Source organism: Isoptericola sp. NPDC019482 (assembly GCF_040632295.1).
GTDB lineage: Bacteria > Actinomycetota > Actinomycetes > Actinomycetales > Cellulomonadaceae > Isoptericola.
Genome location: NZ_JBEYBQ010000005.1, coordinates 36,904 through 63,074 on the forward strand (window position 1 = coordinate 36,904; position 26,171 = coordinate 63,074).

Consider the following 26,171-nt stretch of genomic DNA (forward strand, 5'->3'; position numbering starts at 1 on the left):
GACCGGATAACGGTGTCAACCGCCTGTTCGGCGACCGACGAGGGCGCTCAGCCGGCGAGGTAGCGGGCGTAGGCGCCGGTGGTGAGGAACGGCGGGAACTCCTCGCCCAGCGCCACCTCGCGGAACAGCGCCGCGGCGTCCTCGAAGCGGTCGCCGGCGGACCGGGGGAGGCCGCGCAGGACGTCGCGCAGCACAGCCTCGCAGCGCACGCGGGTGATGGGCAGGCCGTCGTCCGTCGTCGTGCCGGAGGCGACCCACTGCCACACCTGCGACCGGGAGATCTCGGCGGTGGCGGCGTCCTCCATGAGGTGGTCGATCGCCGCCGCGCCGGTGCCGCGCAGCCACGACTCGATGTAGCGCAGCCCCACGGACACGTTCGTCCGGAGCCCGGCCGCCGTGACGGTGGCGCCGCCGCGCCGCGCCGAGGCGACGTCGAGCAGCTCCGCCTGGCCCACCTCGACGTCGTCGCGCGAGCGGTCGACCTGGTGCTCGCGCTCGCCGAGCACCTCGTCGAACGCGCCGCGCGCCACCTCGACCAGGTCGGGGTGGGCCACCCAGGTGCCGTCGAAGCCGTCGTGGGCCTCGCGCGTCTTGTCGGCCCACACCTGCTCGACGGCGCGCTCGGTCACCTCGGGGGAGCGGCGGTCGGGGATGAAGGCGCTCATGCCGCCGATGGCGTGCGCCCCGCGCTTGTGGCACGTGGCGACGAGCAGCTCGGTGTACGCCCGCATGAACGGCGCCGTCATCGTGACCTGCCCGCGGTCGGGCAGCACGTACGACGACCCCCGCTTGCGGAAGCACTTGATCACGCTGAACAAGTAGTCCCAGCGGCCCGCGTTGAGGCCGGCGCAGTGGTCGCGCAGCTCGTAGAGGATCTCCTCCATCTCGAAGGCCGCGGGCAGCGTCTCGATGAGGACCGTGGCGCGGATCGTGCCGAGGGGGAGGCCGAGCGCCTCCTGCGCCGCCTCGAAGACCTCGTTCCACAGCCGCGCCTCGCGGTAGCCCTCGAGCTTCGGCAGGTAGAAGTAGGGTCCGCGCCCGCGGGAGACCAGCTCGTGGGCGTTGTGGAACAGGTACAGGCCGAAGTCGACCAGCGAGCCCGACGCCGGCTGCGTGGACCCGTCAGGGCCGGTGTACGCCAGGTGCGACTCGAACAGGTGCCAGCCGCGCGGCCGGAACACGATGGTCGGCAGCTCGGTGAGGTCCGTCGACCGGAGCGCGTAGTCCTTGCCCGCCGGGTTGGTGAACGTCAGCGTGCCGCGGATCGCGTCGTGCAGGGCGAGCTGGCCCTCCACGACGTTGCGCCACGTCGGGGACTGTGCGTCCTCGGCGTCGGCCAGCCAGCACCGGGCGCCGGAGTTCAGCGCGTTGATCGTCATCTTCGGGTCCGTCGGGCCCGTGATCTCGACGCGGCGGTCGCTCAGCCCCGGCGCCCCGGCCGCGCCCGCGACCCGCCAGGACGGGTCGTCGCGCACGGGCCGGGTGGCCGGGTGGAAGTCGGGGTCGTCGCCGTCCGCGATGCGCCGCATCCGTCGCTGCCGCTCCAGCAGCAGCTCGGTGCGGTCGTCGGCGAACCGGTCGTGCAGCATCGCCAGGAACGCCAGCGCCTCCGGGGTGAGGATCTCCTCGTCGCGCGCCGCGAGCGGGGCGGTGACGGTGAGGTGCCCCTCCGCGAGCGACGTCCCGCCCCAGACGAACGGGTCGGTCGCGGTGTCGGCGAGCGGCGTCGCCGTCGTCGGGCTGGTGGTGGGGGGAGCGAGGGTGGTCATGACGAACCTCCGGGAACTTCGGCCGACGGTTCGGACTCCGTACGTCATCGGGCGAATGACGTACGGGATCCGAACCGTCGGCGGGGTGCGGGCAGGGTCAGAACTGCGCGGCCTCGGTGGAGCCGGCGAGGGCGAGGGTGGCGGCGTCGGGGTTGAGCGCCGTCGACACGCGGTCGAAGTAACCGGTGCCGACCTCGCGCTGGTGCTTGGTCGCGGTGTAGCCGCGCGCCTCGGCGGCGAACTCGGCCTCCTGCAGCCGCACGTAGGCGGACATCTGCTCCCGGGCGTAGCCGTGGGCGAGGTCGAACATCGAGTAGTTGAGGGCGTGGAAGCCGGCCAGGGTGATGAACTGGAAGCGGAAGCCCATGGCGCCCAGCTCGCGCTGGAACTTCGCGATGGTGTCGTCGTCCAGGTGCTTCTTCCAGTTGAACGACGGCGAGCAGTTGTACGCCAGCATCTGGTCGGGGAAGTCGGCCTTGACGGCCTCCGCGAACTTCCGCGCGAGCTCGAGGTCCGGGGTGCCGGTCTCCATCCAGATGAGGTCGGCGTACGGGGCGTAGGCCTTGGCCCGCGCGATGCACGGCTCGACGCCGTTGCGCACCTCGTAGAAGCCCTCGCCCGTGCGGCCGCCGGTGAGGAACGGGCGGTCGCGCTCGTCGACGTCGGACGTGATCAGCGTGGCGGCCTCGGCGTCCGTGCGGGCGATGACGACGCTCGGCACGTCGGAGACGTCGGCCGCGAGGCGCGCGGCGTTGAGGGTGCGCACGTGCTGCTGGGTGGGGATGAGCACCTTGCCGCCCAGGTGGCCGCACTTCTTCTCGCTGGCGAGCTGGTCCTCCCAGTGCACGCCCGCGGCGCCCGATGCGATCATCGACCGCATCAGCTCGTACGCGTTGAGCGGGCCGCCGAAGCCGGCCTCGGCGTCCGCCACGATCGGGGCGAGCCAGTCGCGGGTCGGCGCGCCGTTCTCGGAGACGTCGATCTGGTCGGCGCGCAGCAGCGCGTTGTTGATGCGGCGCACGACGGCCGGCACCGAGTTGGCCGGGTAGAGCGACTGGTCGGGGTAGGTCTGGCCCGCGAGGTTCGCGTCGCCGGCCACCTGCCAGCCCGAGAGGTAGATCGCCTGGAGGCCGGCCTTCACCTGCTGCACGGCCTGGTTGCCGGTGAGCGCGCCGAGCGCGTTGATGAAGTCCTCCTCGTGCAGCTGGCGCCACAGCCGCTCGGCGCCGCGGCGGGCCAGCGTGAACTCCTCGCCGACCGAACCGCGCAGCGCGACGACGTCCTCGGCCGTGTAGGTGCGCTCGACGCCCGCCCAGCGGGGGTCGGACGCCCACTGCTCGGCCAGCGCGGCGGCGGTCTGCGTCTGGTCGCCGGTGGCGGTGGTGCGGGGCTCGAGGGTGGCGGTCATGTCGTGCCTCTTTCGTCTCTCGGTTCGCGTGCTGTGGTGCCGATGACCATGACCCTCGCGCGCCGTGCCGCCCCGCGGCCAGGATTTCTGAGGAGAAATTCCGCGGTTCTTCTCCTGGACGGAAGGTGTGGCGCGTGTCACCCTCGACCATGGCCATCTCGACCGACAAGCGGCCCGGTACCCAGGACGACGCCACGCCGACGCGCATCCCCATCGAGCACGAGGCGGACGCCCTCACCATCGGCCGTCGCATCCGGTACCTGCGCACCCGCCGCGGCATGACCCTCGAACAGCTCGGAGAGGCCATCGGACGTGCGCCGTCACAGGTCTCGATGCTCGAGAACGGCAAGCGCGAGCCGACGATCGCCCGACTCCAGGCGGTGGCGCGCGCCCTCGGCGCGAGCGTCGAGGACCTGCTCTCGGCCGAGCCGCCGTCGCACCGCGACGCCATGGAGATCGAGCTGGAGCGCGTGCAAAGGGGCTCGCTCTTCTCCGCGCTGGGCGTACGTCCTGTGAAGGTCGGGAAGTCCCTGCCGACGGACGCGCTCGAGGCCATCGTCGGGCTCCAGCGCGAGCTGGAGCGGCTGCACTCCGAGCGCGCGCTGACCCCGGAGGAGGCGCGGCGCGCCAACACCGAGCTGCGCGCGGACATGCGGGCGCAGGACAACTACTTCCCCGACCTCGAGATCGTCGCGCGCAGCCTGCTCGACGACGTCGGGCACGGGCGCGGGCCGCTGCCGCAGCGCGCCGTGGGGGAGCTGGCCGCCCACCTCGGCTTCTCGATCCACTACGAGCCGGACCTGCCGCAGTCCACGCGCGCCGTCATCGACCAGCTGCACCGCCGTGTGTACCTGCCGAGCAACGGGATCCGCGGCCGGTCCGAGGCGCGGTCCGCCGTGCTGCAGGCCCTCGCCTCGCACGTCCTGGAGCACGCCGAGCCGCGCGACTACCGCGAGTTCCTGCGCCAGCGGGTCGAGGCGAACTACCTGTGCGCGGCGCTCCTGGTGCCCGAGCGCGAGGCGGTCAAGCAGCTGCGCGAGGCGAAGGAGCGGCGGTCGATCTCGCTGGAGGACCTGCGCGACGCGTTCGCCGTGTCCTACGAGACCGTGGCGCACCGCTTCACGAACCTCGCGACCCGGCACCTGGGCATCCCGGTGCACTTCATGAAGGTCCACGAGTCGGGGGCGATCCACAAGGCGTACGAGAACGACGGCGTGCGCTTCCCGGCCGACCCCCTGGGCACCGTCGAGGGGCAGCACGTGTGCCGCCACTGGACGGCCCGCGTCGTGTTCGGGATCGCGGACCGGCTCAGCCCCTACTACCAGTACACCGACACCCCGACGGGCACGTACTGGTGCACGTCCCGCGTGCAGGACACCCCCGACGGGCGGTTCTCCGTGAGCGTCGGCGTCCCGTACGCGCAGGTCAAGTGGTTCCTGGGCCGGGAGACGACGGCGCGCAGCACGTCGCGCTGCCCCGACGAGAGCTGCTGCCGGAGGCCGGCCGAGCCGCTCGCCCGCCGCTGGGGCGGGCAGGCCTTCCCGAGCGCCCGCCCGCACGCGTCGATGCTCGCGGCCATGCCGTCCGGCGCGTTCCCCGGCGTCGACACCACCGAGGTCTACGAGTTCCTGGAGCGGCACGCGCCGGGAGACGCGTGACGCCGACCATGCACCTGTGCACGTCCTGAGCAGGCATTCCGTGCACAGGTGCATGGTCGGCGCGCTCGGCAGGGCTCAGTCGTGCCAGGCGCCGACCCACTCGTCCCAGCTCGGGCCGTCGCCGAGCCCGACGTCCTCGCGCGCCCTCGCCCGCAGGCCGGCCAGGACGAGCCGGAGGTAGCGCAGGTGCAGGGCGTCCGCCTCGGCGCGCGGGAAGGGGAGCGTCGGGCGCAGGTGCAGCAGCAGCTGCATGACGTCGGCGGTGGTGAAGCCCGAGGGCAGCAGGCCTGCCGCGCGGTCGTGCGCGATCAGCCGCTCGAGCCCCGCGTGCAGCTCGGCGGTGGCGTCCGCGAGGTCCTTCGGCAGGGGGCCGGTCGCACCCGTCGGGCGCAGGATCGGGCCGGTGGCGCCCGTGATCTGCCGCGTCAGGAACGCCCCCACCGCGCCGTCGGCCGCCTGCTCCGGCGCCGCGAACTCGTCGGCGACCTCGGCGGCGAGGCGGGCAGCCTCGCGCACGCCGTGCACGCGCAGCGCCTCCACCAGCGCCTCCTTGGTGGGATAGCGGCGGTACACCGAGCCGACGCCGACGCCGGCGTGGCGCGCGACGTCGGCCATGGACGCGCCGTGCCCCTGGGCCGCGAACACCTCGCGGGCGGCGGCCAGCACCGCCGTGTCGTTGGCGCGGGCCTCGCGCTGGCGGCCCGGCAGCGGCGGGTCGGCGCGCTCGTCGATGCGGTCGGCGGGGGAGGGCATGGGCTCACGGTAGCCCGCGGTGCGATGCTAGGGTGAATCGGAACGGTGATTCCGTTCCGATTCGGTCCGTCCGACTCACCGCCCACGCACCAGGCCCGCGCGACGAGGCGCAGCCACCCCATCACAGAGAGCGAGCCCGCCCGTGCCTCCGACCAGCCCTGCGCCCGACCATGCGCCAGACAGCACCGTCGTCCGCCACCCCGGGCGCGTGATCTTCGCGCTGAGCGCCGCCGTGCTGGCGTTCTCGCTGATGCAGACGCTCGTCGTCCCGGCGCTGCCGACGCTGGGCCGTGAGCTGGGCGCGACGGCGCAGGGGACCGGGTGGATCCTCACGGCGTTCCTGCTCGCCGGAGCGGTCTTCGCGCCCGTGGTCGGCAACCTGGGAGACCGGTTCGGCCACCGCCGCGTGCTGCTCGGCGCGATCCTCGTGTTCGCCGCAGCGACGCTCGTGGCCGCGGCCGCCCCGAGCCTCGGCGTCCTGCTCGGGGCGCGTGTGGTGCAAGGCGTGAGCACCGCGACGTTCCCGCTCGCCCTGGCGATCGCCCGGTCGACGCTGACGGGGCCGCGGCTCGCGGCGGCGTTCGGCTGGATCCCCGGCATGATCGGCCTCGGTGCGGGCGCGGCCCTCGTGGTGGGCGGCGTGGTCGTCGACGCCCTCGGCTGGCGCTGGCTGTTCGTGCTCGGCGCCCTGCTGATCCTCGGCTCGGGCGTGCTCGTCGCCGCCTGGGTGCCCCGCGGGGGCGCACCCGCCGTGCAGCGCCGGACCGACTGGCCCGGCATCGGGCTCCTCGCGGGCGGCCTGGTGGGCGTCCTGCTCGCCGTCTCCCAGGGCGGCACCTGGGGCTGGACCTCGGCCCGGACGATCGTCGTCGGCACGGCCGGCGTGCTGCTGCTCGTGGCCCTGGTCCTCGTCGAGCGCCGCACCGCCGCGCCCGTTGTCGACGTGCGGACCTTCCGGCACGGGCCGATCGTGCTGGTCAGCCTCCTGACGGTGGCCGTGGGCTTCGTGCCCTACGTCTGCTACGTCGCACTGCCGCTGCTCATGCAGGCGCCGGTGGGCACCGGGTACGGCCACGGGATGAGCGTGACCGTCTCCGGCCTGGCGATGCTGCCCAGCGCCGTCCTCGTCTTCCTCGGCGGCCGCGCGACGCCGGCGCTCGTGCGGCGGGTCGGGCCGGGCGGCACCGGGGCCGTCGCCGCGGCCGTGATGCTCCTCGGCGCCGTCGGGCTGGCGCTGTGGCCGACGACGCCGTGGGCCGTGGTCGTGGCGTTCTCCGTGCTCGGTCTCGGCAACGGCATCGGGTACGCGATCTGCGCGCAGCTCGTCGTCTCCTGGTCGCCGCCCACCGAGACCGGCGCCGCGACCGGCCTGAACAGCGTGGTGCGGACCGTCGGCTCGGCGGCGGCGGCGCCCGTCGTCACCGCGCTGCTGGCGGCCGGCGCGGCCGACCCCGCCGGGGCCTACTCCGCCGCGTTCTGGGTCGCGGCGGCGGCGAGCGTCGTCGGCGTGCTGGTCGCGCTCGTCCTGGCGGTGCGGTCCCGCCGGACGGCCTGAACTGCCGGACGCCTCACCACCGGGACGCGGACTCGGCCGGGCGGGACGCCTTCCGGTACCAGCGGAGGAGTCGGAGGACCAGGACGCTCCCCGAGACGAGGACGACGAGGCCGGCGACGAGCGGTCCGGTCCACCAATCGGCCGGCCGGTACACGGCCTCCGCGTCCGCACGGTCCTCGACGTAGGCGGGGCTCACGGGTGGCGGTCGTTCGTCGCCGCGCGACGTCCCGAGGTCGTCGCTGAGCAGCGCGTCCACCAGCACGATGCTCCCGTCGTCGGCGGCGAAGGTGCCGCGCCAGCTGCAGCGCTCGGAGCCCCACGCCCGCCGGCCGTGGCGCTGGGTGCAGTGCTGACGCTCCGGCGTGAACACCCCCACCACGCCGGAGCCGTGCGTCACGCGGTAGGTGTCCACCGACCCGTCGGCGACCAAGGTGAGGACGCCGACCGCGAAGAGGGCGATCGCCACGAGTCCGGCGACCAGGCCGACGCGGGCGCCCACGGCGCGGAGCTCGGGGGACGGCACGGCCGGAGCATAGCGGTCCCGCAGGGGGCGCGGCTCAGGGTTCCCCCAGGGTCGAACCGGGGGCACACCCCATGGTGGCGGGCGGTCCCGGCGCCGGAGGGTGGGAGGCATGATCGACGCGATCGCCACCGGGGTGGCCCAGGTCTGGGGGCAGCTGGAGAGCACGCTGTTCGCGCTCGTGTCCTCCGCCTGGGCGTTCCCCGCCCTGTTCGGGGCGACCGCGGCCGACGGATTCTTCCCGCCCGTGCCCGGCGAGACCGTGATCATCATGATGGCGGTGGGCGCCGAGACGGGTCAGGCCGTGAACCTCGCGCTCGTCGTCCTCGTCGCGGCCCTCGGCGCGTGGTGCGGCGACCAGGTCGCCTACGCCCTCGGGCGGGCGCTCGGCACCACGCGCGTGCCGTTCCTGCGCGGCCCGCGCGGTCAGCGTGCCGTGGCCTGGGCAGCGCGCTCCTTCGAGCGGCGCGGGGCGTCCGTCGTCCTCGGGGCGCGGTTCGTGCCCGTGGGGCGGATGGCGGTCAACGTCACCGCCGGCGCGGTCGGGTTCTCGCGGCGCCGTTTCATGGGGCTGTCCGCCGTCGCGTCGCTGGCGTGGGCGGCCTGGTCCGTGCTGCTCGGCGTCGTGGCCGCCCAGCCGCTGGGCGACCACCCGCTGCTCGCCGTCGCCGTCGGGATCGTCGTGGGCACGGTGCTCGGGTTCGTCGTCGACCGGGTCCTCACGGCCTGGGCCGCCCGCGGCCGCCGCGCCGCGCCGGCGCCGCGGACGACCGCGGTGGCGCAGCGGGAGCCCGCGCTCGCGGCGGGCACCGCCCCGCGGATCCCTGCCCGCGGGGCGGCCGCGCTCAGTGCTCCTTGCGGTCCTTCTCGTCCCCGATGAAGTCGGCGACGGCGTCGTCGACCCCGTCGAGGTTCATGTCGGGCGTGCGGGCGCGCCGCGCGTCCCAGCGCAGCGTGAGGGCGCCGAGCACGGCGGCGATCACGGAGCCCAGCAGGATGGCGGCCTTGGCGCCCTCGGTGTGCTCGGACGCGTGGCCGAACGACAGCTCGGACACGAGCAGCGCCACCGTGAACCCGATGCCGGCGAGGAAGCCGACGGGCAGCAGGTCGCGCACGCCGATGCCCTGCGCGAGCCGGAGCGGGGTGAGCCGCGTGACCAGCGCCGTCGTGCCCAGCACGCCGATCAGCTTGCCCACCACGAGCCCGATCGTGATGGCCGGGACCACCGGCTGCCCGAGGATCTCGGTGACGCCGCCGCCGTCGACGAGGTCGACGCCCGCCGCGAAGAAGGCGAAGACCGGCAGTGCGACGCCCTGCGACCACGGCTTGACCGCCCGCTCGTAGCGGTGCGTGCGCGGCTCCGCCTCGCCGTGCATGGGCCGGGCCGCCACGGTGAAGCCCATGAGCACGCCCGCCACGGTCGCGTGCACCCCGGAGGCGTGCATGAACGCCCAGGCCACCGCGAACAGCGGCACGAGCATCCACCAGTACGGCCGGCGGGACCGCACGACCAGGCCGAAGACCACGATCACGGCCAGCGCCGCGGCGAGGTAGCCGAAGTCGAGGTCCGACGTGTAGAAGACGGCGATGACGATGATCGCGAGCAGGTCGTCGACCACCGCGAGGGTGAGCAGGAACGTGCGCACCGCGGCGGGCAGCCCCTTGCCGAACACGGCCAGCACCCCGAGCGCGAAGGCGATGTCGGTGGCGGTGGGGATGGCCCAGCCCTGGAGGGCGCCGGGCTCGCCCAGCACGACGACGATCACCGAGTAGAGGATCGCGGGCACCGCCATGCCCCCGACGGCGGCGAGCATCGGCACGCCCGCCTCCTTCGGGCTGCGCAGGCTGCCGGCCACGAACTCGTGCTTGAGCTCCACGCCGACGACGAAGAAGAAGATCGCGAGCAGGCCGTCGGCCGCCCACTCCGCGACCGTGAGGTCGAGGTGCACGGACAGCGGTCCCAGCCGGTCGAAGCCGAGCACCGCCTCGGACAGCGCGAAGTACGCCTCGCGCCACGGCGCGTTCGCGCAGATCAGGGCGAGGACGGCGGCGCCGATGAGGAGTGCTCCGCCCGTGGTCTCGCGCGAGGCGAAGCGGCGCAGGCGGGTGCCGAAGGGTGGGGTGGCGGTCTCGGAGGTCAGGGTCGTGCTCCCGTCCGGTCGTGGGGTCGATGGTCCTGCCGGCGTCGCAGCCGGTGCCACCGACCAGACTTCCCGGCTCACCCGCGGGTCAGCCTAACGTCCGGTGGCGGGTGCCGGCCCCGGCGTCTCAGGTCGCCTCGCCGGCCATCGCCACCAGCTTCGTCAGGGTGTTCCAGTTCCGCGCGGTGGTCCAGGTCCCCGCTGCCTTGTCGACCAGCGCGGGGGTGAGCTTCGACCGGCCGATGCCCACCACGTAGTCCACGTAGAGCACGCCGTCGACGACGGCGACCCGCTCCGGCCGGTCCTCCACCAGCCGCGCGAGGGCGTCGGCGTCCACGGGTTCGGGGGAGACGTGCACCTGCACGTGGGACGGGTGGTCGGCCACGGCGTCGGGGAACGGGTCGGCAGCGAGCACGGCGGCCGCACGCTGCGCCGGCAGGGCGACGACGCGCAGGTCACCGCCGAGGCGGTCGGCCAGCGCCGCCGCGACGCGCCCGGCGACGTCGCCGTCGGGCGCACCGAGGGCGACGAGGTTGCCGCTGTTGGCGTAGGTGCGGGCGTCGGCGAGGCCCGCCGTGGCGGCGGCCTCGCGCAGGTCGGCGGAGGTCACGCGGCGGGACCCGCCGACGTTCACGCCGCGCAGCAGCACGACCCAGGCGGTGCGTGCGTCGTCGGAGGACGCGGAGGGGTTCGGGGCCACGGCTCCATGGTGCTCGCCCTTCCGGCGTGCGTCGCGGCGGGGTCCGGCGCGTGAACTGCGGGTGACAACTTCCCGACCCGCCGACGTGGGGGTGGTGGCGCGAATCACAGCGTCGTAGTTTGGCGCCCAGGGACGGAGTCCAGCCGTCCTCGGGGAGGCCAGCCGATGGGGTTCACGCTCCGTGCGGGAGGGCCGGCTCCGGCCGGGCGCCGCACGGTGCCCCCGGGGCGGCCGCCCGTCCACCTGGAGGGAGCTCGCCGTGGCCCGAACCGCACCCGTCCCTGAGCGCGACACCGTCGACACGGTCGACGCCACCGACCCGGACGGCACCACCCCCCGCACATTCGTCGTCGACACGTCCGTGCTGTTGTCCGACCCGCGGGCGATCCACCGCTTCGCCGAGCACGACGTCGTCCTGCCGGTCGTCGTGATCACGGAGCTGGAGGCCAAGCGGCACCACGCCGAGCTCGGCTACTTCGCGCGCAGCGCGCTGCGGATGCTCGACGAGCTGCGTCTCAAGCACGGCCGCCTCGATGCGCCGATCCCCGTCGGCGAGGCGGGCGGCACGCTCCGCGTGGAGCTCAACCACACCGACCCGCAGGTGCTGCCGGCCGGGTTCCGCCTCGGTGACAACGACACCCGGATCCTGTCGGTCGCGGCGAACCTCGCGGCGGAGGGCTGTGACGTCACCGTGGTCTCCAAGGACCTGCCGATGCGGGTCAAGGCGTCGGCGGTCGGCCTGCGCGCGGAGGAGTACCGCCACGAGCTCGCCGTCGACTCCGGCTGGACCGGGATGCGCGAGATCGACGTCGCGGACGAGCAGGTGGGCACGCTGTACGAGGGCGGCGAGCTGGAGCTCGCGGCCCTCGACCCCGCCGTCGTCGAGGCCGCGTCTCCGCTGCTGTGCCACACCGGGCTGGTGATCCACTCGCCGGGCGGTTCGGCCCTCGGGCGCGTCACGCCCGACAAGACGGTCCGGCTCGTGCGCGGCGACCAGGACGTCTTCGGCGTGCACGGCCGCTCCGCGGAGCAGCGCATCGCCATCGACCTGCTGCTGGACCCGGAGATCGGGATCCTGTCGCTGGGCGGGCGCGCCGGCACCGGCAAGTCGGCGCTGGCGCTGTGCGCCGGCCTGGAGGCGGTGCTCGAGCGCCGGCAGCACCGCAAGGTGATCGTGTTCCGCCCGCTGTACGCGGTGGGCGGGCAGGAGCTCGGCTACCTGCCCGGGTCCGAGTCCGAGAAGATGAACCCCTGGGCCCAGGCGGTCTACGACACGCTCGGTGCGCTCGTCTCGCCCGACGTCGTCGACGAGGTGATCGACCGCGAGATGCTCGAGGTGCTGCCGCTGACCCACATCCGCGGGCGCTCGCTGCACGACGCCTTCGTCATCGTGGACGAGGCCCAGTCCCTCGAGCGGAACGTGCTCCTCACGGTGCTGTCCCGCATCGGGCAGGACTCGCGCGTGGTCCTCACGCACGACGTCGCGCAGCGCGACAACCTGCGGGTCGGCCGGCACGACGGCGTCGCCGCCGTGATCGAGGCGATGAAGGGGCACCCGCTGTTCGCGCACGTGACCCTCACGCGCTCCGAGCGGTCGCCCGTCGCCGCGCTGGTCACCGAGATGCTGGAGTCGCTGGAGATCTGACGGGGCGTGCCGCGCCGCCGGTCAGGCCGCCGCAGGCGCGGCCGGCCGGCGGCGCGGGTGCACCAGGACGACGGCGAGCACGCCGACGACGGCGCCGAGCACGGTGTCGAGGGCGCGCGACGCCGCGATCCCGGCGGGGTCGACCGACCCGCCGAGGGACGTCATCAGCAGCGCCATCGGCGTGATGGTGAGCATCGCCAGGCCGTAGTGGCGCCCGACGACGACCTCCGTGACGACCTGCAGCACCACGACGACGGCGCAGGTCGCGGCGAAGGACAGGTGCGCCGCGAGCAGCGGCCAGGCGAGCAGGGCGCCCAGCACCGTGCCGCCCCCGCGCTGCAGCGCGCGGACCACGGCGTGGTGCGTGCTCGCTCCCTGCAGGGTGGCCGTGGCGCCGAGCTGCGCCCACGCGGGGTGGCTCAGCCCGGCGGCGAGCGTGCCCGCGCCGGCGACGACGCTCGCCAGCACCACGCGGACCCCGGCGAGGCGCCAGCCGGGGACGCGCCACGTGGTACGGACGTCGTCGCGCAGGCGGCGGCGGGGCGGCAGCGCATCGGCCGGCGCGACGGCGCGGGCCGCGTCGCCGGGCGCGGAGGGTGCGGAGGGCTCGAGCGCCTTCGCGACCGCGGCCAGCTCGGCGGCCAGCACGCGGGCGGTGTCGCGGGTGCGCCGTCGGGACAGGTCGTCGGCCAGCACCTCGCGGGCCCGGGCGACGGCGGCGGACGCGGCCCGCGCGGTGCCGGGGTCGTCGGGCCCGGCGTCGAGCGACGTCCGCACCGCGTCCGCGGCCCGGCGGACGGCCAGGCGGGCCGGCGCGCTCGGGCGCACGAGCCAGCCGCTCATGCCGACGACCCACGCGACGGCGGCGCCGAGGGCGAACGCGACGCCCCGCTCGCCGACGTCGGACCAGGTGAGCGGCCCGACCATGCCGCCCGCCGCGGCGAAGACGACGATGCTCGCCCCGGGCGGCCCGGTGCGGACCAGGGCGCACAGGGCCGTGGCCACGCCGGCGACCAGCGCCACCACCGCGAGGACGACGAGCGTCGGCGCGCCGGCGGCGGTGAGGGAGGCCGTGAGCAGGAAGGCCGCGACGAACACGGCGGCGACGCCGGCCAGCAGGGTCGCGCGCCGCCGGTACGGCTCGTACCGGCCGTAGAGGATGACGAGCGCACCCAGGGAGGCGAACGCCGCCAGGTCGGTGCGCCCGACGGCGGCGCTCAGCGCGAGGACGACGGCGGCGGCGGCGCCGACGCGCAGCGCCGCCGCGATCGTGGCGTCGGCGGGGTTGACGCGGAGCGCGGCGCGCAGGTGGGCGGGGTCGAGGACGTCGCGGGCGCTCGTCAGGACGGGGGAGGAGGTGGGAGGCATTGTCGGCCATGATAGTTCACAGGTAAATCATCATGGAAGTAGTTGGGGTGTGACCTCTATCCTGTCGCCGTGGACTACATCGAGCGCGTGCGCGCGCAGTGGGCCGAGCGGCTGCCCGACGTCGACACGTCCCCCGCCGACGTCGGCGCGCGGGTGCGCCGGATCGCCGCCCTGCTGGAGTCTGAGATGTCCGACGACCTCGCCGGCCGCGACGTCACGCGGGCCGAGCTCGACGTCCTCACCGCGCTGCGGCGGTCCGGGCGACCCCTGCGGGCGGGCGAGATCACCACGATGACGGGGTCCCCGGGCGCGTCGATCACCAAGCGGCTCGATCGGCTCGAACGGGCCGGCCTGGTGGAGCGTGCTGTGCACGAGCGGGACAAGCGTGGCGTGCTGGTGGCCCTGACGGCCGAGGGGGAGGCACTCGTCGACGAGGTGTTCCCGCGGCAGATCGAGCACGAGCGCTCGGCCCTGGCGGACCTCCCCGCGGCGGAGCGGGCCGAGCTCGGCCGGCTGCTCGCCGTCGTCCTGCGCCGTCTGGACCCGAAGGACTACTGATCGCGGGGAGGCGCCGCACGTCTCAGGTGGAACCCCCCAGCCCCGCGCCCCGAGGGGCGCCTCCCCGCGTACCGCCGACAGTAGCAGGTGAGGTTAGCCTTACCAACCCCTGTGTCGAGTCCCGCGTGTCGAGTCATGGGAGAACGCCGACGGCGGCGCTCCCGAGGGGAGCACCGCCGTCGCGTGGCAGGGACGTCAGGCCTGCGGGGGCTTCGTCATCTTCAGGACGTCGAGGGCCGAGTCGAGCTGGGCCTCGGTGACCTCGCCGCGCTCCACGAAGCCGAGGTCGATCACGGCCTCGCGGACCGTCATGCCCTGCTTCACCGAGTGCTTCGCGACCTTGGCCGCGGCCTCGTAGCCGATCACGCGGTTCAGCGGCGTGACGATCGACGGTGACGACTCGGCGAACGCGCGGGCGCGGTCCACGTTGGCGGTGATGCCCGAGACCGTCTTGTCGGCCAGGACGCGCGACGCGTTGCCGAGCAGGCGGATCGACTCCAGCACGCCCTGCGCGATGACCGGGATCTGCACGTTGAGCTCGAACGAGCCGCTGGCGCCGGCCCACGCGACGGTGGCGTCGTTGCCGACCACGCGGGCGGCCACCATGAGCACGGCCTCGGGGATCACCGGGTTGACCTTGCCCGGCATGATCGACGAGCCCGGCTGCAGGTCGGGGATCGCGATCTCGCCCAGGCCGGTGTTCGGGCCCGAGCCCATCCAGCGCAGGTCGTTGCAGATCTTGGTGATCGAGACGGCGATGGTGCGCAGCGCGCCGGAGAGCTCGACGAGGCCGTCGCGGGCCGACTGCGCCTCGAAGTGGTCGCGCGCCTCGGTCAGCGGCAGGCCCGTGTCCTCGCGGAGCAGCTCGATGACGCGCTGCGGGAAGCCCGCCGGGGTGTTGATGCCCGTGCCGACCGCGGTGCCGCCCAGCGGGACCTCGGCCGCGCGGGGCAGCGCCGCCTCCACGCGCTCGACGCCGTAGCGGATCGCCGCGGCGTAGCCGCCGAACTCCTGGCCCAGCGTCACCGGGGTGGCGTCCATGAGGTGCGTGCGGCCGGACTTCACGACGGTCGCGAACTCGTCGGCCTTCGCGCCCAGGGCGTCGGCCAGGTGCTTCAGGCCCGGGATCAGGTCGTGGATCGCGCCGGCCGTGGCGGCCACGTGCACCGACGTCGGGAAGACGTCGTTGGACGACTGCGAGGCGTTGACGTGGTCGTTCGGGTGCACGTCCTTGCCCAGCGAGCGCGTGGCGAGCGTGGCGAGCACCTCGTTGGTGTTCATGTTCGACGACGTGCCCGAGCCGGTCTGGAAGACGTCGATCGGGAAGTGACCGTCGTGGGCGCCCGAGGCGACCTCGTCGGCCGCGGCGACGATCGCGTCGGCGATGTCCTGGTCGAGCACGCCCAGCTCGGCGTTGGCGCGCGCGGCGGCCTTCTTGATGCGCGCCAGGGCCTCGATGTGCCCGCGCTCGAGCGTGGTGCCGGAGATCGGGAAGTTCTCCACGGCCCGCTGCGTCTGCGCACGGTAGAGCGCGTGCGCGGGGACGCGCACCTCGCCCATCGTGTCGTGCTCGATGCGGTACTCGGTCTCGCCCGCGCCGGACGCGCCGGGGACGACGGTGTCGGAAGTCATGCCTCTATCGTGCCGCACCCGCGCGGCCGGTCCGTCGTGAGCCGGGTCACTCCCGTGTCGGTGCAGGAGGGGAGGATCGTCGTGTGACGTACTCCCACGTGGTGCTCTACCGGGCGATGAACCTGGGCCATCGAGGCAGCCCGGTGCGCGCCGAGCTGGAGGCCGCCCTGCTGGAGGCGGGGGCGCGCGCGGTGCGGTCGTTCCAGACCAACGGCACCGTGCTGCTCGACCCGGGCGACGACGCGTCCGCGGCCGAGCGCGTGGTGCGAGAGGCGGCGCCGCGGCTCGCCGAGCGCTCGGGCTACACGCACGCGGCGCTCGTGCGCCCGCTGGCCGACGTCGCCGCCGCGATCGACGGCGACCCGTTCGCGCTCACCCGCGACGAGCGGACGTACCGCGACACCCTGACGTTCGTGGACGGCGGGCGCCCGCTGCCCCTGGACCTGCCGTGGACCGACGAGCGCGACCTGCTCGACCTCGTCGCCGCGCCACCGGGCGTCGTCCTCGGCGTGGTGCGGGGCGGGCCGGGCAGCTGGGCCGACCCGAACTCGCTCGTCGAGCGGCTCACCGGGGGCGTCGCGACGACGCGCACCCTCGGCACCGTGCGGCGGCTGCTGGCGGCCGCCGCACGGGCCTGAGCGGGGTCAGTCGACGGGCTGCTCGCCGATCTCGCCGTCGACGGCCACGAGGTGCGCGCTGCCGTCGTCCAGGTCGTAGACGACGCCGACGACGGCCAGGCGGCCCTCGTCGATGGCCGTGGCGATGGCGGCCGAGTAGCCGCGCAGCAGCGCGACGGTGTGCTTGACGTGCTCCGTGCGCAGCACGTCCGGATCGATCGGCCCGGTGACGCCCTGGCGGCTCGTGAGCTCCGCGACCGAGGGGATGACCTTGTCGACGACGGCGCGCACGAAGCCCGGGGGCTGCTCGCCGGTCGCGAGGGTGTGCGCGGTCGCCGCGACGGCGCCGCACGAGTCGTGCCCCAGGACCACCACGAGGGGCGTGTGCAGCACCTCCGTGCCGTACTCGATGGAGCCGAGCACGGTCGTGTCGACCACGTGCCCCGCGGTCCGCACGACGAACACGTCGCCGAGGCCCTGGTCGAAGATGATCTCCGCCGCCACCCGCGAGTCGGAGCACCCGAAGATCACGGTGTGCGGGTGCTGCACCGAGCGCAGCTCGCGCCGGCGGACGGCGTCCTGGTCGGGGTGGTCCGGCTCGTCGCGCACGAACCGGCCGTTGCCGGCCCGCAGCCGGGCCCAGGCGTCGGTGGGGGTCAGGGTCATGAGTGCTCCTCTGCTCCGTGCTCGTCTGCTCAGTGCTCGTCTGTACCGTGCTCGTCGACCCGCACGCGGTCCGGCCCGATGAGGTCGCGGGGCCACGGCGGGTTCGCGCCGGCGCGGGAGACGGTCACGGCGGCCACGGCGACCGCGCGCACGAGCATCCGTGCCGTCGCCGCGCGGTCGATGGCGCGCAGCGCGTCCCGCCGGGCAGCGCCCAGCAGGTCCGCGCCCCACAACCAGTCCAGGAGGGCGCCCATGAACGAGTCGCCCGCGCCGACGGTGTCCACCACGTCGACCCGCGGGGCCGCGACGGCGACCTCGCCGGCCGCCGTCACCGCCGTCGCTCCCTCGCCGCCGAACGTCACCACGACGACCGCCGGGCCGGTGGCCTGCCAGGCGCGCGCGACGTCGAGCGGCGCCCGGTCGGGGTAGAGCCACGCCAGGTCCTCGTCGCTGACCTTCACCACGTCCGAGAGTGCGACGATCTCCTCGACCCGCGGCCGGACGACGTCGGCGTCCCCCATGATCGCGGGCCTCGCGTTGGGGTCATAGGTCACTGTCGACGTCGCCCGGGCGACCTCCACCAGCCCCCGCACGTCGGCGTCCCCGGGCGGGAGCATGGCCGCGATGGAGCCGGTGTGCACCGCGAGCGTCTCGGCGGTGGCATCCGCGTCCGCGGGCACCTGCCACTCGAGGTCGAACTCGTAGGTCGCGGCGCCGGTGTCGTCGAGGGTCGCCTGCGCGACGCTCGTGCGCTCGGCGCCGTCGCTGCCGTCGACCAGCCGGACGCCGGACTCCGCGAGCCAGGACCGGACGTCGTCGCCGCGCGCGTCGCGGCCGAGCCACGTCGCGAGCCGCACGTCGCGACCGAGACGGCCGAGCGTGAGCGCGACGTTCGCCAGGCTGCCGCCGGGGTGCTCAGCGCCGGACCCGTCGGGGCGGTGCACCGCGTCCACCAGGGCCTCGCCCACGGCGAGGACGTGGGCGCTCACGCGTCGTCCTCGTCGGCCTCGGAGGTGCCGTCGGCGCCGGACGAGGTGGCGGACGAACCCGCCTGCGCCGCCGCGAGCCGCTCCCGCGCGCCGTCGAGCCACTGCTGGCAGCGCGCGGCCAGGGCCTCGCCGCGCTCCCAGAGGGCGAGGGACGCCTCGAGCGGTTCGCTGCCGGCCTCGAGCCGGGCGACCACCTGGACGAGCTCGTCGCGCGCGTCCTCGTAGCTCAGCGCGGCGACGTCGGCGGGGAGGTCGGGGGTACCGGGGTTCGCATCGGTCACGGGGGACAGTCAACAACACCGGGCCGACAGGCCGCCGCGGTCGTCCGCGGGCCGGGCCGAAATGCCTTGCGACCGGACGGCGCGTCGGGCAGCGTGCGCGGCATGGGTCATCTGGAGGTGGCGCACGTCGAGCACGTGCTGCCGGACGGGCGCACGCTGCTCGACGACGTTTCGTTCCGCGTCCCCGAGGGCAGTGCCACCGCGCTGGTCGGCCCGAACGGCTCCGGGAAGACCACCCTGCTGCGCCTGCTGTCGGACGACCTCGTGCCGCAGGCCGGGTCCGTCACCGTGACGGGCGGGCTCGGCATCATGCGGCAGTTCGTCGGCTCCGTGCGGGACGAGACGACGGTGCGCGACCTGCTCGCCTCCGTCGCGCCGCCCCGGATCCGCGACACCGCCCGAGCGGTCGACGCGGCCGAGCTGGCGATCATGGAGGTCGACGACGAGCCCGCGCAGCTCGCGTACGCGCAGGCCCTCGCCGACTGGGCCGAGGCGCAGGGCTACGAGGCCGAGACGCTGTGGGACGTGTGCACGGTCGCGGCGCTCGGTATCCCGTACGAGCAGGCGCGCTGGCGCGAGGTGCGCACGCTCTCGGGCGGCGAGCAGAAGCGGCTCGTCCTCGAGGCGCTGCTGCGCGGCCCCGACGAGGTGCTGCTGCTCGACGAGCCGGACAACTACCTCGACGTGCCCGGCAAGCGGTGGCTCGAGGACCAGCTGCGCGCCACCCGGAAGACCGTGCTGTTCGTCTCGCACGACCGCGAGCTGCTCGCCCGCGTCGCCGACCGCATCGTCTCCCTCGAGCCCGCGCCGTCCGGCGCCGACGCGTGGGTGCACGGCGGCGGTTTCGCGACGTTCCACGAGGCGCGCCGGGAGCGGTTCGCGCGGTTCGAGGAGCTGCGTCGGCGCTGGGACGAGAAGCACGCCCAGCTCAAGAGGCTGGTGCGCGAGCTGCGGCAGGCGGCCGCGAACAGCGACGCGATGGCGTCCCGGTACCGGGCGGCCCAGACCCGGCTGAGCAAGTTCGAGGAGGCGGGCCCGCCGCCGGAGCCGCCGCGCGAGCAGGACATCCGGATGCGCCTGCGCGGCGGCCGCACCGGCGTGCGGGCGCTGACCTGCGAGGGGCTCGGGCTCACCGGCCTGATGCAGCCGTTCGACCTCGAGGTGTTCTACGGCGAGCGCGTCGCGGTCCTCGGGTCGAACGGGTCGGGCAAGTCGCACTTCCTGCGGCTGCTCGGGGGCGACGACGTCGCGCACACGGGGGAGTGGCGGCTCGGCGCGCGCGTCGTGCCCGGCGTCTTCGCGCAGACGCACGCCCACCCCGAGCTGTTCGGCCGCACGCTGACCCAGATCCTCTGGGAGGACCACGCCCGCGACCGCGGCGCGGCGATGTCCGTGCTGCGCCGCTACGAGCTCACCGTCGCCGCGGACCGCGCGTTCGACCGCCTGTCGGGCGGGCAGCAGGCGCGGTTCCAGATCCTGCTGCTCGAGCTGGCCGGCTGCACGGCGCTGCTGCTCGACGAGCCGACCGACAACCTCGACCTCGCCAGCGCCGAGGCGCTGCAGGACGGGCTCGAGGCGTTCGACGGCACCGTCCTCGCCGTCACGCACGACCGCTGGTTCGCGCGGTCGTTCGACCGGTTCCTCGTGTTCGGGGAGGACGGCACCGTGCGCGAGACGCCCGAGCCCGTCTGGGACGAGGGGCGGGTCGCCCGGGCGCGCTGACGCGGCCCCGACGGGCTACGACCGGCCCTCGAAGAAGGCGCGCAGGTCCGCCGCCAGCAGCTCGGGCTCCTCCATGGCCGGGAAGTGGCCACCCTCGGGGTGCTCGACCCACTGGTCGATGGCGCCCCAGCCGTTGAAGACCTTGGCCATGAGCGGGTGCGTGTCGAACACGGACCACGCCGAGGGAACCTCGGAGGCGGAGAGCCAGTCGAGCCCGGAGTGCGAGGCCTCGTAGTAGAGCTGCGCGCTGGACGCGCCGCTGCGGGTGAACCAGTACAGCGACACGTTCGTGAGGAGCTGGTCGCGGTCGACGGCCTCCTCCGGCGTGCGGGACGCCGGGTTCGTCCACGTCTGGAACTTCTCCGCGATCCACGCGAGCTGCCCGACGGGGGAGTCGGTCAGGGCGGCGCCGATCGTGTCCGGGCGGTGGTTCTGCATCTCGAAGTAGCCGTGCTCGGCGGCGTCCGCCTCGCGCACCGCGTCGATCTGGGCGACCTCGTCGTCGGTCAGCCCGTCCGGCATCGGGTAGGCCGCGCCCACCATGCCGAGCGACCGGCCGTCGCTGCCGACGTGGGTGCCGATCACGCGCTCCGGGTAGAGCGCGGCGAGCCGGCCGGTGGTGCCGGCGCCGATGTCGGTGCCGTGCACGGCGAACCGCTCGTACCCGAGCCGCGTCATGATCTCGGCGTACGCCTCGGTGGTGCGCGCGACCTCCCAGCCCGTGCCGGACAGGGGCGTCGAGTAGCCGAACCCGGGCAGCGAGGGCACGACGACGTGGAACGCGTCGGCGAGCAGCGGGAGCAGCCGCTGGTACTCGACGAACGACCCCGGCCACCCGTGGCACAGCAGCAGCGGGGTCGCGTCCGGGTTCGCGGAGCGGGCGTGCACCACGTGGAAGGTCTGGCCGTCGACGACGGTCGTGACCTGCTCGTGCGCGTTGAGAGCGGCCTCCTGGGCGCGCCAGTCGAAGCCGTCGCGCCAGTACTCGGCGAGCTCGCGCAGGTACGGCAGGGGGATGCCGCGGCTGAAGTCCGTGCGGTCGTCGCGGCCGGGCACTGGCACGGGCCAGCGGGTACGCGCCAGGCGGTCACGCAGGTCGTCGAGGTCCGCCTGCGGGACGTCGACGCGGAAGGGGACGAGGGCGGTGTCTGCGGTGGGGTTCATGACTCGGTTCATGACTCCACGCTCGCACCTATCGCGGAAGACCTGCTTCCGCGATAGGTGAGATGCTCCGAGAGTGCTCGAGACCTCGGCCCGCCTCCTCCAGCTCCTGTCCCTGCTGCAGCTGCGGCGCGACTGGACCAGCGGCGACCTCGCCGAGCGGCTCGGGGTGAGCACCCGCACCGTGCGCACCGACGTCGGCAAGCTGCGCTCGCTCGGTTACCCGGTCGAGGCCCGGCCCGGCGTCGCCGGCGGGTACCGGCTCGCCGCCGGGTCGGCGATGCCGCCGCTGGTGCTGGACGACGACGAGGCGGTCGCCGTCGCGATCGGGCTCGCCGCGGCCGCGCACGGGCAGCACGGCGAGGGGGAGACCGCCCTCACCGCGCTCGCGAAGGTCGAGCAGGTCATGCCCGCGCACCTGCGGCGCCGCGTCGAGGCCGTCCGGGAGGCGACGAGCGTCGTGCCGGGCGGGGACCCGGCGCCGGACCTGCAGGTGCTCGGCGGCGTCGCCGCCGCGATCCGGGCCGGCGAGCGGCTCCGGTTCCGGTACGCCTCCCACGACGGCGCCGAGTCCTCCCGGCATTCGGAGCCGCACCGCCTGGTGCGCTGGGGGTCGCGCTGGTACCTGCTGGCCTGGGACCTCGACCGGCGGGACTGGCGTGTCTTCCGGGCCGACCGGATCACGCTGCGCCCACCCACCGGGGCCCGGTTCCGGCCGCGCGTCATCCCCGAGGACGCCGTGCTGCGGCACGTCGTGGCGCGGGTGGGCCGGGCCACCTGGCGCTACCGGGCGCGGATCCTCGTGCACGCCTCCGCCGCGCAGGTCGTGGCGAAGGTCGGCTCCCCGCTGGAGGTCGAGGAGGTCGGGCCGTCCACCTGCCGGATCGAGGTGGGCAGCGACGACCCCGACCGGCTCGCCCTGTGGATCACCCGGCTCGACCTGGACGTCGAGGTGCTCGAGGGGGAGGAGCTCGCCGCGGCGTTCGCCCGGCTCGCGGACGGGTTCAGGCGGGCGGCGCGGGTGCCGCCGTCGCGGTGACGGCGGCGTCCAGCGACCCCTCGGCGACGCGCACGTGCACGGCGTCGCCGGTCGTGACGTCGTGGCTCGCCCGCACCACGTGCCCGTCCGTGCGCTGCACGACGGCGTACCCGCGCTCCAGCGTGGCCTGCGGGGAGAGCGCCCGGACCTGTGCACCCAGGCGGCCGATCTCGCCCGCCGCCCGCAGCAGCGCGGCGTCCAGGCAGTGGCGGGCGTGCCGCACGTGCTGGGCGATCTCGCGCTCGCGGACGTCGACCGTCGTCTGCGGGCGGGCCAGTGCCGGGCGCGACCGCAGGGCGTCGAGGCCGTGCTGCTCGCGCTCGACCCGCCCGGCCACCGCGGCGCGCATCCGCCGTCGCGCCTGGTCGAGGCGCAGCCGCTCCTCGGCGACGTCGGGCACGACCTGCTTCGCGGCATCGGTCGGCGTGGACGCGCGGTGGTCGGCGACGAGATCCAGCAGCGGGGTGTCCGTCTCGTGGCCGATGGCGCTGACCAGCGGGGTCGTGCAGGACGCCGCCGCCCGGACGAGGGCCTCGTTGCTGAACGGGAGCAGGTCCTCCACCGAGCCGCCGCCGCGCGCCACGATGATCACCTCGACCTCGGGTCGGGCGTCGAGGTCGGCGATCGCCGCGCTCACCTCTCGGACGGCGTCGACGCCCTGCACCGCGACCTCGCGGATCTCGAACCGGACCTGGGGCCAGCGGGCGCGGGCGTTCACCACGACGTCGTGCTCCGCCTTCGACTCGCGCCCGCACACGAGGCCCACGACGGCGGGCAGGAACGGCAGCGGGCGCTTGCGGTCGAGGTCGAACAGGCCCTCCGCGGCGAGGACCCGCCGGAGCTGGTCGATGCGGGCGAGCAGCTCGCCGACGCCCACCTGACGCACCGCCGTCGCGCGCATCGACAGCCGGCCCGTCTTGACCCAGAACTCGGGCTTGGCCTGCACCACCACGTGGTCGCCCACCTCGGGCTTGTGGTGCAGGCCCGCGTAGATCCGCGACAGCAGGTGCACCGGCAGGGAGGCCTCGGCGTCGGTGTCCCGCAGGGTGACGAACTGCATCCCGGCCCGGGGCCGGTACGTGTGCTCCACCACCTGGCCCTCGACCCACACCGTCGACATCTTCGCGACGTAGTCCCGGATCTTGGCGGACAGCAGCCGCACCGGCCACGGGCGCTCCGCCGACGTGTCGCGGGCGAGCTCGGGCAGGGGCTGCGGCTGGGCTGTTGGCCGGGATTCCGGCTGGGACTCGTCCGACACGGCGTCCAGCATGCCCCACGCCCCCGACGGAGCCTCGTCACCGGTCGTCCACAGTCCGTACCTAGACTGTTGCCCGTGACTGTGACCAGCCCGGCCCCCGCCACCCCGACGTCCACCAAGCGCGTGCTCCTCGCCGCGCCGCGCGGCTACTGCGCGGGGGTGGACCGCGCGGTGGTCGCGGTCGAGAAGGCGCTCGAGACGTACGGCGCGCCCGTGTACGTGCGCAAGGAGATCGTGCACAACAAGCACGTGGTGGAGACACTGCGCGACCGCGGCGCGATCTTCGTCAACGAGACGGACGAGGTGCCCGAGGGCGCCCGGCTCGTGTTCTCCGCGCACGGCGTCTCGCCGGCGGTGCGCGCCTCCGCCGCGGCCCGCAGCCTCGACACCATCGACGCCACCTGCCCCCTGGTGACCAAGGTGCACAAGGAGGCCGTCCGGTTCGCCAAGGACGACTACGACATCCTCCTCATCGGCCACACCGGGCACGAGGAGGTCGAGGGCACCGCCGGCGAGGCGCCCGACCACGTGCAGGTCGTCAACTCCCCGGACGAGGTCGACCAGGTGCAGGTCCGCGACCCGGAGAAGGTCGTCTGGATCTCGCAGACCACCCTGTCCGTGGACGAGACGATGGAGACCGTCCGCCGCCTGCGCGACCGGTTCCCCGAGATGCAGGACCCGCCCAGCGACGACATCTGCTACGCCACGCAGAACCGCCAGGTCGCGGTGAAGAAGCTGGCCCCGGAGTGCGACGTCGTCATCGTCGTGGGCTCCGCGAACTCGTCGAACTCGGTACGGCTCGTCGAGGTGGCGCTGCAGGCGGGCGCCCGCACGTCGTACCGCGTGGACCGCGCGGCCGAGATCGACGACGCCTGGCTCGACGGCGCGACGACGGTGGGCGTCACGTCCGGCGCGTCGGTGCCGGAGATCCTCGTGCAGGACGTCATCGCGCATCTCGACAGCCACGGCTTCGGCGAGGTCGAGGAGGTGCGCACCGCCACCGAGGACCTGATGTTCTCCCTGCCCCGCGAGCTGGCGCGCGGCCTCAAGGCCGCCGGCCAGGAGGAGAAGCGGCCCCGCCGCGGCGCGCGCACCGCGCTGCCCGTCGAGCCGGCCTGACGCCGCCGCCGAGCCGGCCGCGGCGCTCAGCCCGCGGCCGACTCGCCCTTCTCGTCGGCCCCGGACGAGCGCTCGAGGTCGCGCTGTGCGGCGTCGACCAGTGACTCGACCGAGTCGTCGCGGTCCCCGCCCGCGGTCAGGGTGCCGAGGTCGACGACCAGGCCCTCCTCCACGGCGAGCAGCTCGGGCTTGGTGACCGCGCGGGTCGTGTCCTCGACCGCCTTGAGCGGCTCGATCGACTGACCCGCATCGACGACCTTGAGCTCGACCATCCGCCGTGCCTGCGGCAGCACACGCGTCTCCAGCGACCCGACGAACGAGTTGTAGTGCTTGGTCGCGGCGGTCATCGACTGGCCGAGCTTGGTGATGCTCTTGGTCATCGTGACGATGCGGGCGTACAGCTCCTTGCCGGTCTGCAGCACCTTCTGCGCGTCCTCGGCGATGGCGTCCTGCTGCCACGCGTACGCCACGGTGCGCAGCATGGCGACCAGCGTCATCGGGGTGGCGACGAGCACCCGCTTGCGGATGGCCGTCTCGAGCAGGTCGGGCTGTCGCTCGACCGCCGCGGCCAGGATCGGCTCGGCGGGGACGAACAGCACCACGAACTCGGGCGCCGCATCGAACTGCGACCAGTAGGCCTTGCCGGCGAGCACCTCGACGTGCTTGGCCAGGTCCTTGGCGTGGGCGTCGAGCTCCCTGTCGCCGTCGGCCGGGCTGTCCGCCTGCTGCGCCCGCAGGTACGCGCTGAGCGGCACCTTCGCGTCGACCACGATGTTCTTGCCGCCCGCCAGGCTCACCACGAGGTCGGGGATCAGCGTCTCGCCCTCCGCCGTCGTGCGGTGTACCTGGGCCTCGAAGTCGACGTGGTCCATCATCCCCGCGGCCTCGACCACGCGCTTGAGCTGGAGCTCGCCCCACACGCCGCGGGTCTGGTTGGAGCGCAGTGCTGAGACCAGGTCGCTGGTGCCGACACGCAGCTGCGAGTTGACCGTCTCGAGCTGGCGCAGCTGCTCGGTGAGGGCCGTGTGTCCCTGGAGACGCGCCTGCTCGGCGGTATCGACGCGGGCGTTGACCTTGTCGAGCGTCTTGCTCATCGGGTCGAGCAGCGCGCGGATCGCCTGCTCGCGCTGGGCGAGCGTCTCGTCGTTCTTCTGCGTGCTGCGGCGCAGCCGCTCGTCCGCCAGGTCGAGGAACTGCTTCTGGTTCGCCGTGAGAACGTCGTTGGCCAGCGCGCGGAACCGCTGCGCCGCGGCCTCCTGGTCGCCCTTGGCCTCGGCGAGCTGCTCCTCGAGGTGCTCCCGTACCTGGGTGAGCAGCCGGTCGGCCTGCTCCCGCGCCTCTGTCACGCGCCGGTCCGCCTCCTGGCGGGCGTGCTCGCGCTGCTCCGCCAGCCGTCGGTCGCTCTCCTCGTTCGCCTGCGCCAGGCGGCTGCGCAGCTCCGCGGCGTCGCGGCGCAGCACCTCGAGCTCGCCGTGCTCCTGCACCCGCTGCATCTCCTGCGACCGGCCGGCCTTGGCCGCGCGGTTCGCGTGCCAGAGCCATCCGACCAGGATGCCCAGCACGAGGGCGCCGAGGATCAGGATCACCGCGAGGCTCGTCGTCATGGGCCACA

23 protein-coding genes are annotated in these 26,171 nt (G+C 74.4%); 9 read left to right on the forward strand and 14 right to left on the reverse strand.

Annotated features, from left to right (window positions below; translation table 11 throughout):
• Positions 1 to 47 precede the first annotated feature (47 nt).
• Positions 48 to 1,769 carry a malate synthase A gene (aceB, locus tag ABZ493_RS05540; protein WP_430581180.1) on the reverse strand — a complete coding sequence of 574 codons (1,722 nt, stop codon included), beginning with the start codon at positions 1,767 to 1,769 and terminating at the stop codon, positions 48 to 50.
• Between the two features lie 97 nt (positions 1,770 to 1,866).
• On the reverse strand, positions 1,867 to 3,177 hold the full coding sequence (gene aceA, locus ABZ493_RS05545) for an isocitrate lyase (RefSeq protein WP_430581181.1): 1,311 nt from the start codon (positions 3,175 to 3,177) through the stop codon (positions 1,867 to 1,869).
• Positions 3,178 to 3,326: 149 nt separating this feature from the next.
• Here aceA and ABZ493_RS05550 point away from each other — a divergent pair, with 149 nt between their 5' ends.
• Positions 3,327 to 4,835, forward strand: coding sequence for a helix-turn-helix domain-containing protein (locus tag ABZ493_RS05550; RefSeq protein ID WP_430581334.1), 1,509 nt, complete (start codon positions 3,327 to 3,329; stop codon positions 4,833 to 4,835).
• A 75-nt stretch (positions 4,836 to 4,910) separates the two neighbouring features.
• Here ABZ493_RS05550 and ABZ493_RS05555 read toward each other — a convergent pair whose 3' ends face one another.
• Positions 4,911 to 5,588 carry a helix-turn-helix domain-containing protein gene (locus tag ABZ493_RS05555; RefSeq protein WP_430581182.1) on the reverse strand — a complete coding sequence of 226 codons (678 nt, stop codon included), beginning with the start codon at positions 5,586 to 5,588 and terminating at the stop codon, positions 4,911 to 4,913.
• Positions 5,589 to 5,730: 142 nt separating this feature from the next.
• On the opposite strand from ABZ493_RS05555, the gene ABZ493_RS05560 reads away from it, so the two are divergent.
• Positions 5,731 to 7,143, forward strand: coding sequence for an MFS transporter (locus tag ABZ493_RS05560; protein WP_430581183.1), 1,413 nt, complete (start codon positions 5,731 to 5,733; stop codon positions 7,141 to 7,143).
• Between the two features lie 13 nt (positions 7,144 to 7,156).
• Here the strand turns inward: ABZ493_RS05560 and ABZ493_RS05565 are convergent, their stop codons facing one another.
• Positions 7,157 to 7,666, reverse strand: coding sequence for a hypothetical protein (locus tag ABZ493_RS05565; protein ID WP_430581184.1), 510 nt, complete (start codon positions 7,664 to 7,666; stop codon positions 7,157 to 7,159).
• 109 nt (positions 7,667 to 7,775) lie between these two features.
• On the opposite strand from ABZ493_RS05565, the gene ABZ493_RS05570 reads away from it, so the two are divergent.
• Positions 7,776 to 8,543, forward strand: a complete 768-nt coding sequence (locus tag ABZ493_RS05570; RefSeq protein WP_430581185.1) for a VTT domain-containing protein — start codon at positions 7,776 to 7,778, stop codon at positions 8,541 to 8,543.
• Here ABZ493_RS05570 and nhaA read toward each other — a convergent pair.
• A complete protein-coding gene (gene nhaA, locus ABZ493_RS05575; protein WP_430581186.1) occupies positions 8,509 to 9,885 on the reverse strand; it encodes a Na+/H+ antiporter NhaA in 1,377 nt (458 codons plus the stop codon). The two genes, ABZ493_RS05570 and nhaA, sit on opposite strands and share 35 nt — an antisense overlap.
• Before the next feature lie 46 nt (positions 9,886 to 9,931).
• Positions 9,932 to 10,504: a DUF1697 domain-containing protein gene (locus ABZ493_RS05580; RefSeq protein WP_430581187.1), complete on the reverse strand. Its 573-nt coding sequence runs from the start codon at positions 10,502 to 10,504 to the stop codon at positions 9,932 to 9,934.
• Between the two features lie 259 nt (positions 10,505 to 10,763).
• Between ABZ493_RS05580 and ABZ493_RS05585 the strand changes: the two genes are divergently transcribed.
• Entirely contained in the window at positions 10,764 to 12,149 is a 1,386-nt protein-coding gene (locus tag ABZ493_RS05585) for a PhoH family protein (protein ID WP_430581188.1), read from the forward strand.
• A 21-nt stretch (positions 12,150 to 12,170) separates the two neighbouring features.
• Here the strand turns inward: ABZ493_RS05585 and ABZ493_RS05590 are convergent, their stop codons facing one another.
• Positions 12,171 to 13,517: an FUSC family protein gene (locus ABZ493_RS05590; protein WP_430581189.1), complete on the reverse strand. Its 1,347-nt coding sequence runs from the start codon at positions 13,515 to 13,517 to the stop codon at positions 12,171 to 12,173.
• A gap of 69 nt (positions 13,518 to 13,586) precedes the next feature.
• Here ABZ493_RS05590 and ABZ493_RS05595 point away from each other — a divergent pair, with 69 nt between their 5' ends.
• Positions 13,587 to 14,075: a MarR family transcriptional regulator gene (locus ABZ493_RS05595; RefSeq protein WP_430581190.1), complete on the forward strand. Its 489-nt coding sequence runs from the start codon at positions 13,587 to 13,589 to the stop codon at positions 14,073 to 14,075.
• A gap of 195 nt (positions 14,076 to 14,270) precedes the next feature.
• On the opposite strand, the gene ABZ493_RS05600 is transcribed toward ABZ493_RS05595, so the two are convergent.
• A complete protein-coding gene (locus tag ABZ493_RS05600) occupies positions 14,271 to 15,707 on the reverse strand; it encodes a class II fumarate hydratase (protein ID WP_430581191.1) in 1,437 nt (478 codons plus the stop codon).
• An 83-nt stretch (positions 15,708 to 15,790) separates the two neighbouring features.
• Here ABZ493_RS05600 and ABZ493_RS05605 point away from each other — a divergent pair, with 83 nt between their 5' ends.
• Complete coding sequence (locus ABZ493_RS05605) at positions 15,791 to 16,345, forward strand: DUF1697 domain-containing protein (protein ID WP_430581192.1); 555 nt, start codon at positions 15,791 to 15,793, stop codon at positions 16,343 to 16,345.
• Positions 16,346 to 16,351: 6 nt separating this feature from the next.
• On the opposite strand, the gene ABZ493_RS05610 is transcribed toward ABZ493_RS05605, so the two are convergent.
• Genes ABZ493_RS05610 through ABZ493_RS05620 form a run of 3 tightly spaced genes read right to left on the reverse strand, consistent with a single transcriptional unit; the run spans position 16,352 to position 18,260 of the window.
• Complete coding sequence (locus tag ABZ493_RS05610; RefSeq protein ID WP_430581193.1) at positions 16,352 to 16,990, reverse strand: carbonic anhydrase; 639 nt, start codon at positions 16,988 to 16,990, stop codon at positions 16,352 to 16,354.
• A 29-nt stretch (positions 16,991 to 17,019) separates the two neighbouring features.
• The gene (locus tag ABZ493_RS05615) at positions 17,020 to 17,979 is read right to left on the reverse strand and encodes a carbohydrate kinase (RefSeq protein WP_430581194.1); all 960 of its coding nucleotides are present in this window, start codon (positions 17,977 to 17,979) and stop codon (positions 17,020 to 17,022) included.
• Positions 17,976 to 18,260 (reverse strand): exodeoxyribonuclease VII small subunit, encoded by a 285-nt coding sequence (locus tag ABZ493_RS05620; RefSeq protein WP_430581195.1) that lies wholly within the window; start codon positions 18,258 to 18,260, stop codon positions 17,976 to 17,978. The genes ABZ493_RS05615 and ABZ493_RS05620 overlap by 4 nt, the downstream gene beginning before the upstream one ends.
• A gap of 102 nt (positions 18,261 to 18,362) precedes the next feature.
• Between ABZ493_RS05620 and ABZ493_RS05625 the strand changes: the two genes are divergently transcribed.
• Positions 18,363 to 19,982, forward strand: a complete 1,620-nt coding sequence (locus ABZ493_RS05625; RefSeq protein ID WP_430581196.1) for an ATP-binding cassette domain-containing protein — start codon at positions 18,363 to 18,365, stop codon at positions 19,980 to 19,982.
• A 15-nt stretch (positions 19,983 to 19,997) separates the two neighbouring features.
• Here ABZ493_RS05625 and ABZ493_RS05630 read toward each other — a convergent pair whose 3' ends face one another.
• Positions 19,998 to 21,146 (reverse strand): epoxide hydrolase family protein, encoded by a 1,149-nt coding sequence (locus ABZ493_RS05630; RefSeq protein WP_430581197.1) that lies wholly within the window; start codon positions 21,144 to 21,146, stop codon positions 19,998 to 20,000.
• Between the two features lie 73 nt (positions 21,147 to 21,219).
• On the opposite strand from ABZ493_RS05630, the gene ABZ493_RS05635 reads away from it, so the two are divergent.
• A complete protein-coding gene (locus ABZ493_RS05635) occupies positions 21,220 to 22,182 on the forward strand; it encodes a WYL domain-containing protein (protein ID WP_430581198.1) in 963 nt (320 codons plus the stop codon).
• Here ABZ493_RS05635 and xseA read toward each other — a convergent pair.
• A complete protein-coding gene (gene xseA / locus ABZ493_RS05640; RefSeq protein WP_430581199.1) occupies positions 22,148 to 23,440 on the reverse strand; it encodes an exodeoxyribonuclease VII large subunit in 1,293 nt (430 codons plus the stop codon). The genes ABZ493_RS05635 and xseA overlap by 35 nt on opposite strands.
• Before the next feature lie 75 nt (positions 23,441 to 23,515).
• Between xseA and ABZ493_RS05645 the strand changes: the two genes are divergently transcribed.
• Positions 23,516 to 24,559, forward strand: coding sequence for a 4-hydroxy-3-methylbut-2-enyl diphosphate reductase (locus tag ABZ493_RS05645; protein ID WP_430581200.1), 1,044 nt, complete (start codon positions 23,516 to 23,518; stop codon positions 24,557 to 24,559).
• A gap of 26 nt (positions 24,560 to 24,585) precedes the next feature.
• Here ABZ493_RS05645 and rmuC read toward each other — a convergent pair whose 3' ends face one another.
• Entirely contained in the window at positions 24,586 to 26,163 is a 1,578-nt protein-coding gene (gene rmuC, locus ABZ493_RS05650; protein WP_430581201.1) for a DNA recombination protein RmuC, read from the reverse strand.
• Between the last annotated feature and the right edge of the window lie 8 nt (positions 26,164 to 26,171).

Excerpts from the sequence above, each read along its gene's own strand:
- aceB (WP_430581180.1), bottom strand. The coding sequence starts at position 1,769 with ATGACCACCCTCGCTCCCCCCACCACCAGCCCGACGACGGCGACGCCG.
- aceA (WP_430581181.1), bottom strand. The coding sequence starts at position 3,177 with ATGACCGCCACCCTCGAGCCCCGCACCACCGCCACCGGCGACCAGACG.
- ABZ493_RS05550 (WP_430581334.1), top strand. The coding sequence starts at position 3,327 with ATGGCCATCTCGACCGACAAGCGGCCCGGTACCCAGGACGACGCCACG.
- ABZ493_RS05555 (WP_430581182.1), bottom strand. The coding sequence starts at position 5,588 with ATGCCCTCCCCCGCCGACCGCATCGACGAGCGCGCCGACCCGCCGCTG.
- ABZ493_RS05570 (WP_430581185.1), top strand. The coding sequence starts at position 7,776 with ATGATCGACGCGATCGCCACCGGGGTGGCCCAGGTCTGGGGGCAGCTG.
- ABZ493_RS05590 (WP_430581189.1), bottom strand. The coding sequence starts at position 13,517 with ATGCCTCCCACCTCCTCCCCCGTCCTGACGAGCGCCCGCGACGTCCTC.
- ABZ493_RS05600 (WP_430581191.1), bottom strand. The coding sequence starts at position 15,707 with ATGACTTCCGACACCGTCGTCCCCGGCGCGTCCGGCGCGGGCGAGACC.
- ABZ493_RS05610 (WP_430581193.1), bottom strand. The coding sequence starts at position 16,990 with ATGACCCTGACCCCCACCGACGCCTGGGCCCGGCTGCGGGCCGGCAAC.
- ABZ493_RS05625 (WP_430581196.1), top strand. The coding sequence starts at position 18,363 with ATGGGTCATCTGGAGGTGGCGCACGTCGAGCACGTGCTGCCGGACGGG.
- ABZ493_RS05630 (WP_430581197.1), bottom strand. The coding sequence starts at position 21,146 with ATGAACCCCACCGCAGACACCGCCCTCGTCCCCTTCCGCGTCGACGTC.
- rmuC (WP_430581201.1), bottom strand. The coding sequence starts at position 26,163 with ATGACGACGAGCCTCGCGGTGATCCTGATCCTCGGCGCCCTCGTGCTG.